Below are 14677 nucleotides of genomic sequence, written 5' to 3' on the forward strand. Positions count from 1 at the left end.
GCGAAGGGCGGCGTGGGGACGTTGGCCGTGGGGCCCACGCCGGACTCCTTCTCCTTCGCGGTCAGCGGGCGCAGCGTGAAGATGGAGCCGTCCTGCTCCAGGTGGAGCGAGTAGGCGCGGGCCACGGTGCGCAGGGCCTGCTCGGCGCTGATGCCGCGCAGCCGCACTTCGGCGGGGGTGTCCAGGTCGCCGGTGACGACCAGGTTCAGGCCGCCCTTCTCCGCGATGGTCTTGAGCGCGTCCCGCAGCGAACCGCGGAAGCTCACGTCGATGGTGCGGGCCGGCGCGGTGGCGGCAGCGGCGGGGGCCGGGGCGCCTTCCGCGAGCGCCACGGGGGCGCCGAGGAGGAGGGTCGGAAGCAACAGGCGGGGGAGGATCTTCATGGTCACGCTCAGGCTTCGGAGAGGGACGGAGGAGGGGAGCCGGCCAGGCGCTTCAGGCCGAACAGCGACGTGAACACGACGAAGGCGACGATGCAGGCCACCGCCAGCCCCGCGGTGCTCCACAGGGCATGCGCTCCGCTGAACAGGCCTTCCGCGAACGCGCGGCTGTCACGCACGCTGGACGCGAACGCGGTGCCCATGCGGCCGAGCGCCCTGTCGTTGGTGAACAGGAAGCCCAGGCCCACGCCCAGGGACGTGAGCAGGATGGCCAGGCCCGTCCACACCTCGCGGCGCTGGGGCACGGGGCTCTCCGCGACGCGGGCCATCACGTTCACGACCAGTGACGGGGGCGGTAGCGGATCCGCCAGCCGGAACAGATCGTTCTCCAGCAGCCGGTGGTCCTCCATCAGGGCCGCGCACGCCTCGCACTCCGCGGCGTGATCCAGGGCGGGACCCTCACCGGCCTCCAGCTCCGCGAAGAGGACCTCCAGATCAGGGCAGGGGGTGGGGATCATCGCGTCTCCTCCTCGGCGGGCGCCATCTTCTTGCGCAGCTTCTCACGGGCGCGGAACAGGCGGGCCATGATGGTCCCGGGCGCGCAGCCCATGATCTGCGCGATCTCCTTCGTGGTGCGCTTCTGGACGTAATAGAGGGCCAGCACTTCACGGTCGTCCACGGAGAGCGTCTCCATGGCGGCCTCCAGTGACTGCCGCTCCTCGCGCGCGATGGCCCCGTCCTCCTGGGACACCTCGTTGCTGGGGAGCACCTCCTTCATGGGCTCCAGCTCCTCCGTGCGCACCTTGGTGCGGCGGCGGAGCAGGTCCAGGCAGAGGTTGCGGGTGATGGCGAGCACCCAGAGATCGAACGGGCGCGAGTCGTCGTACCGGTGGAGGTTCTGGTACGCGCGCAAGAGGGCCTCCTGCGCGACCTCGGCGGCCTCCGCGTCGCTCTGCAAGAGGCGCAGCGCCAGGCCGTACACCGGGCGCTGCACACTGCGAACGAGCGCTTCGAAAGCGGACGGGTCCCCCTTGCGGGCGGCCTGCACGTCCGCCTTCCAGGGGAGCGGGGCGGCGTCCTCAGCCATCAGCATTCCGATGGCCATGGGGAGCGAGTCGAGGGCAAGAGCGTTCACACCCTGGACTACGGGCGCGGCCAAAGGCCATTGCGCCGCCCTCGATCATCACTTCCGCTTCTGTTTTTTCGCGGACTTGGCGGCGGCCAGGCGCTGCTTTTCGGCCTTTTCCGCCCGCCCGTCGGCCTTCACCTGCTTGCGCTGCTTCTGCTTCGCCCGGAAGCCCAACGGAATCTCCGGCTCGGCAGCAGGCGAGGGGGCGGCCTTGACCTCATCCAGGTCCGGCAGCTCCTCGCGGGGCTTGCGAGCAGGACGGCCGATGCGGCTGGGGGGACGGGCGTCCTTCGCGGGCGGTGCGGCCCGGTCGTCGCGACGGGAGGTGCCTGGACGGGCGGGGCGCTCGGACGTGGCCGGACGCTCGGACGTGGCCGGACGCGTGGTGCGGGGGGTGGCCCGGTCCGCCAGGGTGCGGTGGCGGGAAGGTCCTTCCGAGGCACGCGCGACACTCCGGGCCTCTTCCACCCGGGCCTCTTCGCGCTCGGTGGTGACGAGGCGCGGGCGCTGCGAGGTGCGGATGTCCTCCTTCGAGTCCTCCGTGTACTCGAAGTGGAACAGGCGCTTGATGACCAGCGTGGCGTACGCGCCCGGGGGCAGCGTGAAGGCCACGTTGACCTTGATGTCGCCGCGGTTCACGTCGTCGTTCTGCGTGCGGCCCACGACGAGCTTGTGCGGGAACATCACCAGCGGGCGCTGCTCATTCTTGAAGTAGAGCATCCGCTCCGCGCCCTTGATGCGCAGGTCGGGGAGCTTGAGCTTCTCCTTGCCCAGCACCCACGCCATGGCCTCAGCCACCTTCGGATCCTCGAAGGTGGAGTCCGGCCCCACGAGCGGGAAGGTCTTCTCGCGCAGCGTGTGCAGCACGTCCGGGGTCGCGTCCCGGAAGTGCAGCAGCGTGCCGGCCTGGTAGCGCATGGGGAACATGGCTTCGCGCGGCAGCATCAGCTGGAGGTAGCGCCGGACGCCCTCGTTCCAGAGGAAGCTCTGGTACTCGAAGAGGATCATCGCCCGGTAGTCCGAGTCGATCTGCAGGAACGCGCGGAGCCAGTCGCCCGGGTGCTCACGCAAGCTGCGCAGGATGCGGTGGTACTTCTTCGCGCCCTCGAAGGGCACGCGCGCGTCCCACTTGCCCCAGTTGTCGCGCCAGAAGCCCTTCACCTTGGCGTCCTCGGTGCGGTCCAGGTCCGAGGGGCGGGCGAAGTAGTTGTGCAGCGCGGCCTCGAAGTCGCCGCGGATGAGGTCCTTGGCGATGAAGCCCTGGCCGTGCTTGAGCGCGCCGAAGCGCTGGCTGTCGAAGTAGTTCACCACGCCCAGCCGGTTCACCTCCGCGGCGGCCAGGTTCAGCGGCGCCAGCGAGTCGCGCGTGAGGGCACGGACGGTGACGGAGAAGCGGTTGGAGGTGATGTTCCTCGCGGACAGCGGCTTGTCCGTCCGGCCCAGGAACTTCAGGCGCAGATCGGGCTCCTGCATGTCCACATCCGCGCTGTCCACGGCGATGATCTGCTCGGTGCGGCCCTGCTTGTCCTTCAGGCCGCAATAGCTGATGGCGCCGGGCTTCAGCCCGAACGCGTCACGGATTCGGTTCACCGCGTCAAAGGTGGACAGCTTCTGCTTGTCCATCAGGTAGACGCGATGCTTTCCGCTTTCGACTTCGTCGAAGCGGTAGGACTCCTTCACGGAGAAGTCCTCGGGTTTTTGCTTGATTCGCACGATGCCCCCTTACCACGTGACCGCCCGGATTGAAGCGTTCGCGCTGGAAATGGGCTTAACCTGCAACCCCATGAGACACCTTCCCGTTCTGCTCCTGCTGGGGCTCGCTGGGCTCGCCGCCGGGTGCGCGACCCCGTTGTCCACCATGCAGACGGCCAAGACGCTCTCACCGGGCCAGGTCCAGGTGACGGGCAGCATGGGCGTGTTCGTCCCGGTGGGGACGCTGGCGTCGGTGGTGGACGTGGGCATCGACCAGGGGCTCGAGGCGAAGCGGGCCATCGAGGAGGACCGGCCCTACAACCTCACGGAGGAGGACCAGCAGCGCCTGCTGACGGCGGGCCTGGCCCTGGCGGTGGCTCCGCCGGGAGTGAACCCGGAGCTGATGGTGCGGGTGGGGCTGCTGGACGGCTTCGACGTGGGCGGGCGCTACAACGGCAACGCGCTGCGCTTCGACGGCAAGGTGCGGCTGGCCCACGGCGGCCCGGGGCCTCGCCGCTCCTATGACCTGGCGCTGGGGCTGGGGGTGTCCAAGTACCTGTTCTCCGGGGCGGTGATGGACGTCCTGGAGGTCGTCCAGTTGGGGGACTTCAGCCGGACCGACGTGGAGGTGCCGCTGTACCTGAGCGCCGAGTACGGCGACGTCTTCAAGCTCTACGGCGCCCCCAAGTACGTCTTCAGCCACACCCGGCTGGACGCCCAACTGGTGGACTTCTCCCAGCAGGGCAAGCCGGTGACGGGCTTCGACGCGAGCCTGCCGTCCGTGGTGAACAGCCACTTCGTGGGCTCCACGGTGGGCTTCGCGGTGGGCTACAAGTACGTGCACTTCTACGCGGAGCTCACCGGGGGCTACGTCTTCTGCAACCCCCACGTCTTCGGGCAGAAGCGGGACCTGGGCGGGATGACCTTCCTGCCGTCCGTGGGCCTGGGCTTCCGGGCCCCCGAGCGCCGCCCGGCCGCGTCCGTGAACCCCGCCGCCCCGGGGACGGTGGCCCCGCCGTCCATATGAGCCACCCGACGGGGACGGGGACTGACCGGCCGTGCAGGGCGATGGTGGCCTGGAACCGGGGGGGCTTCGCGAGCGTTCCTTTGGGGCGGAAGGCTCTGGTAGTGTCCGGGCCGGTGAGGATTCGCGCGTGAACCAGGCACCCGCCCCATTCCCGCCCAGGTCCGGGTCGCACCCGCGCGGGCCGCACCTGACGGGGCGGTTCGCGGACGGGTCGCTGGGGGAGTTTCCCCTGGGCCCCACCACGTCGCTCGGCCGCCATCCTTCCAACACGCTGCGGCTGGTGGACCGGGAGGTCTCCAAGGAGCACGCCACCATCGAGAAGGTGGGGCGCGACTTCGTGCTGCGCGACCTGAACTCGTCCAACGGCACCTTCGTCAACGGGCGCCGGGTGACGGGGGAGATGCGCCTGAAGGACGGGGATGAGATCGCCCTGGGCTCCTCCAGGCTCGTCTTCCACAGCGGCGAGGCCCTGCCCGGCGGAAGCAACCCGCCCACGCTGCCGGGCGTGACGGTGGTGGCCAACGCCGTCTCCATGCCGGCCTTCCTGGCGCAGATGGACCAGGTGCCGCAGAACTTCCGTCCAGCCGACCAGGTGACGGACACCGCCGCGCTGCGCCGGGACTACGAGAAGCTGCGCATCGTCCACGAGTTCCACCGGCAGGTGAGCCTCAAGGGCACCCAGGACGACCTGTTCGAACAGATTCTCAAGGTGGCCTTCGAGCTGCTCGCGGCCGACCACGGCGTCATCCTGAAGGTGGGCCCGCAGGGGGAGTTCATCCCGGCCGCGGTGCACCACCGGCAGGGCAAGCAGGTGAACGTCATGCTGTCGGACACCGTGCTCAAGCGCGTGGTGGAGACGGGCAAGGCGGTGCTCACCGCGGACGCCATCATCGACGAGCGCTTCTCCGCCGCGGAGAGCATCGTGGCGCAGGGCATCCGGTCCGCCATGGCGGTGCCGCTGCTCGTCAACGGCGACATCATGGCGGTGCTGTTCCTGGACAGCCGCCAGCAGATCAACGCCTTCTCGGAGAAGGACCTGACCATCCTCTCCGGCATCGCCGCGCAGGCAGGCATCGCGCTGGAGAACGCGGCCCTGGCGGAGCAGATCCGCAACGAGGCGGTGACGCGCGCGGAGCTGTCGCGCTTCCTGTCCAAGGCGGTGGCGGACGCGGTGATCAACGGCGGCACGGAGGACCTGCGCCAGAGCCGGCTCGCGGAGGTGAGCTGCCTGTTCGCGGACATCCGTGGCTTCACCACCCTGGCGGAGAGCGACTCGCCGCAGGAGGTGGTGTCGATGCTCAACAGCTTCTTCACCGCCATGGCGGACGTGGTGTTCCGCTACGAAGGCAACCTGGACAAGTTCATCGGGGACTGCGTGATGGCGGTGTGGGGTCCGCCGTCGTCCCACCCGGATGATCCGGCCCGCGCCTTGCGCGCCGCGCTGGAGATGCAGGACGCCGTCACGGAGCTCAACCGGCAGCGCGTGCTGGATGGCAAGAAGCCCATCGAAGTGGGCATTGGCGTGAACACCGGCCAGGCCGTCGTGGGCTACATGGGCAGCGCGGAGCGGCACGAGTTCACCGCCATCGGCGACACCGTGAACACCGCGTCGCGGCTGTGCGGTATCGCGAAGAGCGGCGAGGTGCTGGCGTCGGAGGCCACGGTGCGCAAGTCCGGGCCGGGCTTCGACGTGGAGGAGTTGCCGGTGCTGCAGCAGGTGAAGGGCAAGGAGAAGGGCGTGCAGACCTTCCGCGTCCACGGCGCGGAGCTGACCACTTCCACCTCCCGCAAGGTGCGCTGACGGTGCGCTCCTCGTCCATGACGACGACCCAGTCGTGCCCCAACTGCGGCACGGTGCACGACACCCGGGTGTACGTGAGCGGCCAGAAGGTGACGTGCCGCTGCGGCATCCGGTTCGAGGTGCGGCGCGCGGACGTGTCCGGCATCCACCGCCCGGCCGAGCCGTCGGCGGCTGGCAGGGCCCACGACGAGGCAGGCAACGCGGTGACGTTCACGCCGCGCACGGCGGATGAACCGCCAGAATCGACTTCACCTTCCGCCGCTCCAGGTGTTGGAGCGGGCCGGGAGGACTCGGTGGGACAGGAGATGAGGGCCGGCTCCGTCCCAGGGGGCAACGAGATGAACATCCCGCGACCGGATGGCGTGGGGAAGGCGGACGAGGGCGAGGTTCCCGCGGTGGCGGTGTCTGCCTCCGCCGAGGGCCGCGAAGCGCCATTGTCTGGAGTGGCATTGCCCGCACCGGGCCCGGTGGCCGCGGAGGCGGTCGGGGCCACGCTGGTGCGCCCGGAGTCGCTGGGGGTGAAGGCCCCGCGCGCGCCCGTGAACACGGGCATCCGCGACATCGAGACCGCGGAGACGATGCTGACGGGCGCGAAGCCCGAGCTGCCGGGCCTGGAGCTCCTGGAGGTGCTGGGGCGCGGCGGCATGGGCGAGGTGTGGCTCGCGCGCCAGCGGTCCCTGGGCCGCACCGTGGCGGTGAAGATGCTGCCGCCCCGGCTGGCGAAGGACGCGGAGTTCGTGTCGCGCTTCGACAAGGAGGCGACCGCGCTCGCGGCCCTGAGCCACCCGAACATCGTGCAGATCATCGACCGGGGCGTGCAGGGCGAGCACTACTACTTCGTCATGGAGTACGTGGAGGGCCAGTCGCTGCGCCACGCGCTGAGCGGCAGGGATGCGATTTCGCCCGCGCAGTCGCTGAAGGTGCTGCTCCAGGTGGCGCGCGCCGTGGAGTGCGCGCACGCCAAGAACATCATCCACCGCGACCTGAAGCCGGAGAACATCCTGCTGGATGGGCGGCTGCACGCGAAGGTGGCGGACTTCGGCCTGGCGGGCATCCGCGAGCCGGATTCGGAGAAGCAGCTCACCGCGACCGCGGTGGCCATGGGCACGCTCAACTACATGGCCCCGGAGCAGCGCCGGGACGCGAAGAACGTGGATGGGAGAGCGGACCTCTTCTCCCTGGGCGTGATGATGTACGAGGCGCTCACGGGCGAGCTGCCCGTGGGCCGCTTCAAGCTGCCTTCCGAGCGCGTGCGAGGCCTGGATCCGCGCCTGGATCCGGTGGTGGAGCGCCTGCTGGAGACGGACCGCGAGGCCCGCTACGCCACCGCCACGGAGGTGTGCGAGGCGCTGGAAGGGCTGGTGACGGCCTCGTCGTCGCCGCACGTGGTGGCGCCCGCGTCGGCGCTGGCTCGCGCGCGGACCTCGCACGTGGCTCCGATGAAGTCCCCGACGGCCGCCGAGTCCGCCGTGCTGGACACGATCCACGCGGGCTGGGGCCGGGTGCGCACCGGCCTGTCCGTGGTGGGCGGCCTGGCCGTGCTGGGCCTCGCTGTGCGCGCCTTCGTGGGTCCGGTGAGCCTGCGCCTGGGCGACGAGGAGTACGGCCTTGGCCGCCCGAAGCCGCCCCCGCCCACGGAGCTGCACTTCCCGGCCAACACGGAAGGCGAGGTGTTCTCCGGCCTGAAGCTCACGCCGCCCGAGGCCGGCTCGGCCAGCTCCACCCTGGAGCTGGGCTTCGGGCAGGGCGAGGAGGAGATCAACGTCCACAGCGGCACGTGGACGATGGACCAGGGGGAGCTGCGCGTCGTGCAGGCCGGCCGGGAAGCGGACGGCAAGCTGGTGCCGCGCGCGTACCTGGCGCACCGCTACTTCACGAGCGACGACTTCACGGCCGAAGTGCTGATGGACGTGAACCCGCTGGGGAAGCAGTGGTCGGTGGAGGAGGACGGGCAGCACTTCGGCGAGCTGGCGTTCCGCATCCGCGACGTGCAGGTGTCCGTCTTCGCCATCCCCGACGCGGGCATGCGCTTGTCGTGGCGCTACTTCTCCCCGGAGGACGGGCACGAAGTGGTGGGCAACAGCGCCGAGGACACCAAGAACCTGGTCCAGGACGAGATGCCGGTGCCGAAGCAGGGCCCCTTCCTGGTGAAGCTCCAGCTCAAGCGGCAGAAGAGCGGCGTGCGGGTGGACGCCTTCCTCAACAAGAAGCTCTTCGCCTCCAAGGTGCTGCCGGGCTTCGAGGGCCGCGTGGGCAAGCTGGCCCTGGGCTGCCGCAACCTCGAGTGCATCTTCGATGACCTGAAGGTCGTGGGTCCTCTGCAAGAGCGCCCCGTGCGCCGCGTCGCCCCCGGCGAGTAGTCCGCCGCGGCTTTCCGGCAAGGGGATGGGGCTTACACCGGCGGGGTGTTGTCCCGCCGGGCCTGGAGGCACTTCGCGGCGGCCGGGGCGCTGTCCCTGGCCGCCGTGTTCAAGCTCGCCCGGACGCTGTGAGCTCCGGGCGGGGGGCTCCGGCGCTGGTGGGCGCCGGAGCCGGGGACTGCGGAACGACTACCCCGGATCGATCTGGCAGTTGTTCGGGCAGGCGTCGCGGTCGTTGGTGTTGCCGTCGTCGCACGTCTCGCCGTAGTTGTACTGGGTGATGCCGTCGCCGCAGCGGGCGTTCCAGATGCAGGTGAGGCTGCACTTGCCGTAGCCCGGGCCGTTGGCGTTGCCGTTGTCGCACGTCTCGCCCTTGTCCACCTTGCCGTTGCCGCAGGTGGACTCGCACGTGGTGCGCTCGGTCTGGAAGTTGGTCAGGGTCAGCTTGTACGAGGACGCGCTCTGGTGGCGCTCCGCCTGGAACACGACGACCTCGTAGATCTTGTCCTTCACCAGACCCAGCTTGGACACGACCGTGGCGTCGGCCAGGTTCACCGAGCCGTCGAGCGCGCCGTGGACGCCGCCCAGGTCCAGGGCGAGCGTACCGTTGATGTAGACCCAGACGTCGTCGTCACCGTTGAACTCCAGCAGCTCGTTGCCCTTGAACTGGAACCAGTAGCGCGTCTCGCTGGTGAAGCTGAAGTTGTGGTTGTTGGCGCCGCGGTTCTCCAGGCCCAGGCCCACCCAGCCGCTGTTGTCGAGCGGGAAGAAGGCCGGGTTGTCGAACCGGTAGGTGGCGCCGGTGGTGCCCAGCCGGTTCAGCTTCAGCGTGCTGACCTCGGTGAGGTTGATGTCCTTCACGTCGTTGTACCACTGGTTGAAGTTCGCCGCGCCGCTGGTGGTGCCGGAGGTCGTGCCCTCCTTGGCGTAGGTCGGCTTCCCCTTGGCGTTCAGCTTGCCCTGGAACTCCGCTCCAACGATGCCCTTCTCCGAGCCGTTCTTGTCATCGAAGTCCGGGTGGATGGCGGCCGGGTACTTGCCGCCCACGGGCTGCCCCTTGCCGCGGAAGTCGCGGTAGACGACCGGGATCTCCACCGCGTTCGGCAGGGTGTCGGTGACGCGGACGCAGGCGAAGCCGTCCTCCAGCTTGCAATCGGAAGAGCAGCCATCGTTGTTGCGCGTGTTGCCGTCGTCGCACTGCTCGGTGGTGTCACCGGGGAGGATGACGCCGTCGCCGCAAACGGGAGTGCAGTTGCCGTTCGTGCACTTGGGCTCCAGCACGCACAGCGGCGAGCAGCCGTCGCCCATGTCGTGGTTGCCGTCGTCGCACTGCTCGGTGCCTTCCTTCTTGCCGTCGCCGCAGGTCGTCTTCGTGCACGGCTGGCCGATGCCGTCGCACTTGTAGCCCTGCTCCAGGCGGCAGGTGTTGCTGCAGCCGTCGCCGTTGGCGGTGTTGCCGTCCTCGCACTCCTCTTCGCCGGCGATGATCTTGTCACCACACTCGGCCGCGCGGCAGCGCTGTCCCTGGAAGGGGCAGGACCAGCCGGTCTCCACGGCGGAGCAGTCCGCCTTGCAGCCGTCGTTGGACTCCTTGTTGCGGTCGTCGCACGCCTCGCCTTCCTCGACGATGCCGTTGCCGCACGCCGTCGCGATGACGCAGGGCCGGCCCCACTGGGGGCACTCGAAGCCGACCTCGATCTCCTTGCAATCGAAGACGCAGCCGTCGCCGCTCACTGTGTTGGCATCGTCACAGGCCTCGCCCTTCTGGACCTTGCCGTCGCCACAGACCTGGGCGCCCGGATCATAGGAGCCACCGTCGGGCAGCTTGTTGGGGTCGCCGCCGTCGGGGCCCGCGTCGGTCTGGCCACCGTCCGTGATGTTCGTGCCGCCGTCTTCGTCAGTGCCTTCGTCGCCGGGACAGGCTGTCAGTGTGAGGAGGAGGGAAGCGAGCAGGACGCTCGCGAGTCGGGGGAGCGGGGGGGAATGTTTCAGCATGAAGCGGATGCTGAAAGCCTGTGACCCCAGGTGTCAAATGGATCAGGTGTTTTCTCACCCAGCCGGTGCGTAAAAATGGAGAAAGCCCGTACGGGTGTACGGACTTCCATGTATCGCCCTGTCTCGCGGGGCTACATCTGTTCCAGCTCCTGACCCTTCGTCTCGCGGATGTACTTCGCGGCGAAGAAGACGGAGAACACGGCGGACGCGGCATACAGGCCGTACGCCCAGCCCAACCCGACGGCTTGCAGCGCCGGGAACGTGGCGGACACCAGGAAGTTGGCCAGCCACTGCGCCATGGCCGCGACGGACAGCGCGAGCGCTCGGATGCGGTTGGGGAACATCTCGCCCAACAGCACCCAGACGACAGGCCCCCACGAGAAGCCGAAGAAGACGACGTAGAGGTTGGCGGCGATGAGCGCGGTGGTACCGGCCGCGCCCTGCAGCACGGGCTTGCCCGCGGCGTCCAACGGCGCGGTGCCGAAGAGATACGCCAGCAGGCCCAGCGTGAGCGCCATGCCCACGGAGCCGATGAGGAGCAGCGGCTTTCTGCCCACCTTGTCCACGAACGCGATGGCCACGAGCGTGGTGAGGATGTTGGTGACGCTGGTGATGACGGTGATGGCCAGCGCGTTGTGCTCGGAGAAGCCCACCGCCTGCCAGAGCACGCTGGAGTAGTAGAAGATGACGTTGATGCCCACGAACTGCTGGAGCATCGCGAGCACGATGCCGATCCACACGATGGGCAGGAACCCGAAGCGGCCGCCCTTCAGGTCCACCAGGTGTGGCGTGTAGTTCGCGCGCAGCGAGCGGCGGATCTCCACGACCTTGGACGGCGCGGAGTCCCCCTCGATGTCGCGCAGCACGGCCAGCGCCTCCTCCTCACGTCCCTTGGCCACGAGGAAGCGCGGGGACTCCGAGATGAAGACGGCGCCGATGCCGTAGATGAGCGCGGGCGGCAGGCCGCTGAAGAACATCCACCGCCACGCGGTGAAGCCGAGCCAGGTGGGGTTGGAGGCGGAGCCCGCGTAGAGTGCGATGGCGAAGTCCGAAAGCAGGGCCACGAAGATGCCGACCACGATGGCCAGTTGTTGCAGGGACGCCAGGCGGCCGCGCAGGTACGCCGGGGCGATCTCCGCGATGTACGCGGGCGCCACGACGCTGGCGAAGCCCACCCCCAGTCCGCCCACCAGCCGCCAGAAGCTCAGATCCCACAGGGAGAACGCGAGCCCCGACCCGATGGAGCTGATGATGAACAGGGCCGCCGCGAGCATCATCGCGCCCCGGCGGCCGTAGCGATCCGCGAAGGGCCCCGCGGAGAAGGCGCCCATTGCCGAGCCGATGAGCGCGGAGGACACCGCCATCCCCAGGCCCAGGCTGCTCGCGGCGAACTCGGCCTTCAGGGCCGCGACAGTGCCGTTGATGACGGCGGTGTCGAAGCCGAAGAGGAACCCGCCCAGGGCGGCCACCACGGAGATGCCAATGACCCTGCCGGTCCGTGTCTCCCGGCGTGCCGGGGGCCGCCTGCTCGCCGACATATCCAGGACATCCGCCATGACGTGCTCCTTCCCCCTGGGACGGGCACGTGTCCGGCCCTCGCGGTGCGCACAACAGCCCTGAGGAGAGGTGGCCCCCATGGCGGCTGAAAGGCACTCCCGAGCAGGCCGCCGCCTTGATGGCCGCCCGCTGGGGGGCGGGGCTCAGGCTTCGAGGACGATTCGAAGCTCAGCCCTCGTCCGCCAGGCCGTACTCCTTGAGCTTGCGGGCAAGCGTGTTGCGGCCGATCTCCAGCGTGCGCGCCGCCGCGGTGCGGTTGCCCTTCACGGCCTCCAGCACGCGCAGGATGTGGCGGCGCTCCGCCTCCGCCAGTGGAAGGAGGAGCGGTGCGTCCGGCGCGGCGGCGGGCGCTTGCGGCGAGCCTGGCTCGGTGGACGCGCCTGGCTCGGTGGGCGAGAGCGCCTTGTCAAGGGAGGGCAGGGGCAGGTGCTCCTCCAGGATTTCGCCCTCGGACAGCACCACGGCGCTTTCGATGCAGTTCTCCAGCTCGCGCACGTTGCCGGGCCAGCGGTAGCGCTTGAGCCGCGCGAGCGCGCTGGCGCCGAGGCGGGGCACGGGCAGGCGGTGGCGCTTCGCGGCGGTGGCGACGAAGTGACGGGCGAGCCGCTCGATGTCCTCCGCGCCGCGCTCGCGCAGCGGGGGCAGGAGCAGCTCCACGACCTTGATGCGGTAGTAGAGGTCCTCGCGGAACCTGCCCTCCGCCACCATGCGCGGCAGGTCGCGGTGGGTGGCCGCGACGATGCGCACGTCCACCTTGACGGCCTGCGTGCCGCCCACGCGTTCGAACTCGCGATCCTGAAGCACGCGCAGGAGCTTGCCCTGCACGGCCTGGGGCAACTCGCCCAACTCGTCGATGAAGACAGTGCCGCCGTCGGCCGCCTCGAACTTGCCGGGCATGCGGTGGTCGGCGCCGGTGAAGGCGCCCTTCTCGTGGCCGAAGAGCTCGTTCTCGATGAGGGCGGCGGGCAGGGCCGCGCAGTCCACCTTCACGAAGGGCTTGTCGCGCCGGGGGCCGTTGACGTGGATGGCTCGCGCGAAGAGCTCCTTGCCGCAGCCGCTCTCCCCGCGCAGCAGCACGGTGGCGTCCGTGGGCGCGGCCTTCTGCACCAGGCGGTAGAGCGCCTTGAGCGGCGGGGCTTCTCCGATGATGCGGTTGAAGAAGTAGCCCACCGGGGCCTGCGGCTGATCCTTCGCGCGCTGGAGCTCCTGGTAGAGGCTGGTGCTCTGGAGGGCGATGCTCACCTGCGCCGCGATGTCGGTGAGCTTCCGGGTGTCGTCCTCCGTGAAGGGGCCACCGCCCAGGCGGTTGAGCACCTGGAGCACGCCGTACACGGCGCCCGCGGCGTCGCGCAGCGGCACCGCGGCCAGGCTGATGGTGCGGTAGCCCGTCATCCGGTCGATGTCCGCGAAGAAGCGGCGCTCGCCGCGCGGATCCGGCACGTGCACGGGCTCACCGGCCTCCGCCACGTAGCCCGCCACGCCCTGGCCCAGCTTCACGCGGATCTGCGCGACCTCCGGCAGGTGCGCCGCGCGGCTGAACAGCTCGCGGCGCACGGGGTCCAACAGCCACAGCGTGCCCCGGTCCGCCTGGAGCGTGATGGCGATGCGGTCCACGAGCGTCTGGAGGAAGGCGTCCAGGTCCACCTCGCGCCCGACGAGGCCACCAAGGGGGAGCAGGACCTGGGACACATCCGGCGGGGACGAGGGCATGGCGGCGGGCAGCGGCGGAAGAGAGAAGGGCGCTGGAGACAGTCTATCGCACGGCTCCGGGCTCGCGGCGCTCATGCGCCCGCCGCGCGGCCCAGGAGCATGCGCTGGCCTTCACGCGCGGGCTCGGTGAAGGGGAACAGGCCGCGCGCCTCCTGCGCCATGTCCTCCAGCAGCTCGTCCGCGTGGGACGGGTCGTGGTGGAAGAGGAAGAGGCGCCCGGCGTGCAGGTCCTTGGCCACCTTGGCCGCGTCCATCATCGTCGAGTGGCCCCAGCCCTTCTTGGACATGCCCTTCTTGCCCTCGTACTCGTCGGGCGTGTACTGCGCGTCCAGGCACAGCGCGTCCGCGCCCTCGAAGTGGCGGGCCACGTCCGGCGTGAGGCGCTCCGGCAGCTCCACGTCCGTGGCGTACACGAAGGAGTGGCCGTCCGCCTCGACCCGGTAGGCCATGCAGCCGTCCGGGTGGGGCACGTCGATGGGCGTCACCTTGAAGGGGCCCACCTCCACGGTGCGGCCGTGCATCGCGGCGCCGAAGGTCATCTTCGAGCGCATGGTGGACAGCGGCACCGGGAACTGCGGCGGGCGCATCTGCTGCGACAGCGTGGACTCCAGCGCCTGGGCACCATTCGCGCCAGGGCCGTACATCGTCAGCGACGTGGTGGGCAGGTACGCGGGCGTGAAGAAGGGGAAGCCCTGCACGTGATCCCAGTGCAGGTGCGAGAAGAACATCGTCGCCTTCTGCGGAGCGCCCTCGCGCATCATGACTTCGCCCAGCGTCCGGATGCCCGTGCCCGCGTCGAGGATCAGCCGCTCGCCCTGGCTCGTCACCTCCACGCACGCCGTGTTGCCACCAATGCGCGAGCCCGACACCGCGATGCTGCCCCGAACGCCAAAGAAGCGGATTTCCATGGTGACTCTCCTGAAGCTCCGACACCCGCTGGGGGCGCCCTGACGTGGAGGGGACAGAGCACGTCCGGTGCCAGCGCCAAGGGGCTGGAATCATTGGAGTGACGGGGGTGGGCAGGGC

At 69.7% G+C, this 14677-nt stretch carries 10 protein-coding genes and 1 pseudogene; 3 read left to right on the forward strand and 8 right to left on the reverse strand.

Annotation, left to right across the window (positions count from 1 at the left end):
* The 4 genes and pseudogenes from D7X99_RS39290 to truD form a co-directional block, all read right to left on the reverse strand.
* A pseudogene (locus D7X99_RS39290) lies at nt 1-383 on the reverse strand (hypothetical protein); the annotation flags it as partial.
* 8 nt (nt 384-391) lie between these two features.
* A complete protein-coding gene (locus tag D7X99_RS39295) occupies nt 392-898 on the reverse strand; it encodes a hypothetical protein (protein ID WP_121782221.1) in 507 nt (168 codons plus the stop codon).
* Nucleotides 895-1467, reverse strand: coding sequence for an RNA polymerase sigma factor (locus D7X99_RS39300; protein ID WP_233614102.1), 573 nt, complete (start codon nt 1465-1467; stop codon nt 895-897). The genes D7X99_RS39295 and D7X99_RS39300 overlap by 4 nt, the downstream gene beginning before the upstream one ends.
* Nucleotides 1468-1563: 96 nt before the next feature.
* Nucleotides 1564-3222 carry a tRNA pseudouridine(13) synthase TruD gene (truD, locus tag D7X99_RS39305; protein WP_121782223.1) on the reverse strand — a complete coding sequence of 553 codons (1659 nt, stop codon included), beginning with the start codon at nt 3220-3222 and terminating at the stop codon, nt 1564-1566.
* 70 nt (nt 3223-3292) lie between these two features.
* Here truD and D7X99_RS39310 point away from each other — a divergent pair, with 70 nt between their 5' ends.
* The 3 genes from D7X99_RS39310 to D7X99_RS39320 all read left to right on the forward strand — a co-directional run bounded on the left by D7X99_RS39310 (nt 3293) and on the right by D7X99_RS39320 (nt 8389).
* A complete protein-coding gene (locus tag D7X99_RS39310; RefSeq protein ID WP_121782224.1) occupies nt 3293-4228 on the forward strand; it encodes a hypothetical protein in 936 nt (311 codons plus the stop codon).
* Nucleotides 4229-4355: 127 nt separating this feature from the next.
* On the forward strand, nt 4356-6029 hold the full coding sequence (locus D7X99_RS39315; protein WP_121782225.1) for an adenylate/guanylate cyclase domain-containing protein: 1674 nt from the start codon (nt 4356-4358) through the stop codon (nt 6027-6029).
* A gap of 17 nt (nt 6030-6046) precedes the next feature.
* Complete coding sequence (locus D7X99_RS39320) at nt 6047-8389, forward strand: serine/threonine-protein kinase (protein WP_121782229.1); 2343 nt, start codon at nt 6047-6049, stop codon at nt 8387-8389.
* 189 nt (nt 8390-8578) lie between these two features.
* On the opposite strand, the gene D7X99_RS39325 is transcribed toward D7X99_RS39320, so the two are convergent.
* The 4 genes from D7X99_RS39325 to D7X99_RS39340 form a co-directional block, all read right to left on the reverse strand.
* Nucleotides 8579-10384, reverse strand: coding sequence for a DUF4215 domain-containing protein (locus D7X99_RS39325; protein ID WP_121782226.1), 1806 nt, complete (start codon nt 10382-10384; stop codon nt 8579-8581).
* A gap of 131 nt (nt 10385-10515) precedes the next feature.
* Complete coding sequence (locus D7X99_RS39330; protein ID WP_121782227.1) at nt 10516-11940, reverse strand: sugar porter family MFS transporter; 1425 nt, start codon at nt 11938-11940, stop codon at nt 10516-10518.
* Nucleotides 11941-12109: 169 nt separating this feature from the next.
* Entirely contained in the window at nt 12110-13726 is a 1617-nt protein-coding gene (locus D7X99_RS39335; protein ID WP_121782228.1) for a sigma 54-interacting transcriptional regulator, read from the reverse strand.
* On the reverse strand, nt 13723-14559 hold the full coding sequence (locus D7X99_RS39340; RefSeq protein WP_121755759.1) for an MBL fold metallo-hydrolase: 837 nt from the start codon (nt 14557-14559) through the stop codon (nt 13723-13725). Before D7X99_RS39340 ends, D7X99_RS39335 begins: the two co-directional genes overlap by 4 nt.
* Nucleotides 14560-14677 lie beyond the last annotated feature (118 nt).

The organism is Corallococcus sp. AB032C (assembly GCF_003668935.1).
GTDB classification, from domain to species: Bacteria; Myxococcota; Myxococcia; order Myxococcales; family Myxococcaceae; genus Corallococcus; species Corallococcus exiguus.

Coding starts and splice junctions, on each gene's coding strand:
- D7X99_RS39295 (WP_121782221.1), bottom strand. CDS start 898: ATGATCCCCACCCCCTGCCCTGATCTGGAGGTCCTCTTCGCGGAGCTG.
- D7X99_RS39300 (WP_233614102.1), bottom strand. CDS start 1,467: ATGGCTGAGGACGCCGCCCCGCTCCCCTGGAAGGCGGACGTGCAGGCC.
- D7X99_RS39310 (WP_121782224.1), top strand. CDS start 3,293: ATGAGACACCTTCCCGTTCTGCTCCTGCTGGGGCTCGCTGGGCTCGCC.
- D7X99_RS39320 (WP_121782229.1), top strand. CDS start 6,047: ATGACGACGACCCAGTCGTGCCCCAACTGCGGCACGGTGCACGACACC.
- D7X99_RS39325 (WP_121782226.1), bottom strand. CDS start 10,384: ATGCTGAAACATTCCCCCCCGCTCCCCCGACTCGCGAGCGTCCTGCTC.
- D7X99_RS39330 (WP_121782227.1), bottom strand. CDS start 11,940: ATGGCGGATGTCCTGGATATGTCGGCGAGCAGGCGGCCCCCGGCACGC.
- D7X99_RS39335 (WP_121782228.1), bottom strand. CDS start 13,726: ATGAGCGCCGCGAGCCCGGAGCCGTGCGATAGACTGTCTCCAGCGCCC.
- D7X99_RS39340 (WP_121755759.1), bottom strand. CDS start 14,559: ATGGAAATCCGCTTCTTTGGCGTTCGGGGCAGCATCGCGGTGTCGGGC.